This window comes from Streptomyces sp. NPDC057474, from assembly GCF_042802555.1.
GTDB lineage: Bacteria > Actinomycetota > Actinomycetes > Streptomycetales > Streptomycetaceae > Streptomyces.
In genome coordinates, this window is the sequence record NZ_JBHVDX010000510.1 from 1 (window position 1) to 1,100 (window position 1,100).

1 protein-coding gene and 1 pseudogene are annotated in these 1,100 nt (G+C 70.0%); one reads left to right on the forward strand and one right to left on the reverse strand.

The annotated features are described in order from the left end of the window. The first annotated feature begins 73 nt into the window (after nt 1-73). Nucleotides 74-814, forward strand: a complete 741-nt coding sequence (locus ACFU53_RS48130) for a Tellurium resistance (protein WP_384007058.1) — start codon at nt 74-76, stop codon at nt 812-814. A 40-nt stretch (nt 815-854) separates the two neighbouring features. On the opposite strand, the pseudogene ACFU53_RS48135 reads toward ACFU53_RS48130, so the two are convergent. After that, nucleotides 855-1,100: pseudogene (locus tag ACFU53_RS48135) on the reverse strand (TerD family protein); the annotation flags it as partial.

Consider the following 1,100-nt stretch of genomic DNA (forward strand, 5'->3'; position numbering starts at 1 on the left):
GACTCGTCCTCGTCGGCCGCCCCGCTGGTGGTTGACGCGACGACACGGCTAGTTGTGGGGCGGGCGGGCGGGCATGAGTTTCCTGGACAACCTCTGGCGCGGGCGGGCCTCGGAGTTCGACGCGGGCAACGCGGCGACCAACGCGATCGAGCTGACCAAGCGGCACCAGAAGGTGTCCCTCTCCAAGCAGAACGCCGCGGCGGGCCATCTGCGCGTCAACCTGTCCTGGCGGATGCGGACGTCCGACATCGGCGGGCCGAAGCGGCAGAGTGTGCTGCGGCACCCCTTCAGGGCGCTCAGGCCGGAGGAGGTGCAGGCGCACAGCCAGAGCATGGTGAACGTCGACCTCGACCTCGGCTGCCTGTACGAGCTGGCCGACGGCACGAAGGGGGTCGTGCAGCCGCTGGGCGGCTTCCTCGGGGACATCAACGATCCGCCGTACATGCGGCTCAGCGGGGACGACCGGTTCGGGTCGGGGTCCGGCGAGACGATGTACATCAACCTGGACCACCGGGACGCCTTCAAGCGGATGCTGGTGTTCGTCTACATCTACGACCAGACGCCGGCGTTCGACCGTACGCACGCGGTCGTGACGCTGTATCCGAGCAACGGCCCGCGCATTGAGATAGGCCTGGACGAGAGGCACCCCCAGGCTCGGTCGTGCGCGGTGGTGATGATCGAGAACGTCAAGGGGGAGATCACTGTGCGCCGGGAAGTGAAGTTCGTGTACGGCTTCCAGGCGGAACTTGATCGGTTGTATGGGTGGGGGCTGCAGTGGGGGCGCGGTTACAAGACAAAGGCCGAGCAGCGGTGAGGATCTGGTTCGCCCGGGGGCGCCCCCGGGTCGCAGGTCCTCAGCGGCCGATGAACTGCGGCCCCTGCGGCGGTAGGCGGAAGCTCGGGTCCAGGGCCGCTGCCGTGGGCTGGGGGTAGCCGTACGCCGGGCCGTTGGCGGTGGCGGGGGTCGGCTGGGGGTGTGGGTAGCCGTAGGCCGGCTGGGTGGGCTGTTGCGCGGGGGCCGCCGGGGGGTAGCCGTACGCGGGCTGGGACGGGACGCCCGTGGAGGGCTGCTCCGGGGGCAGGGGGGCCGAGATCTCCGG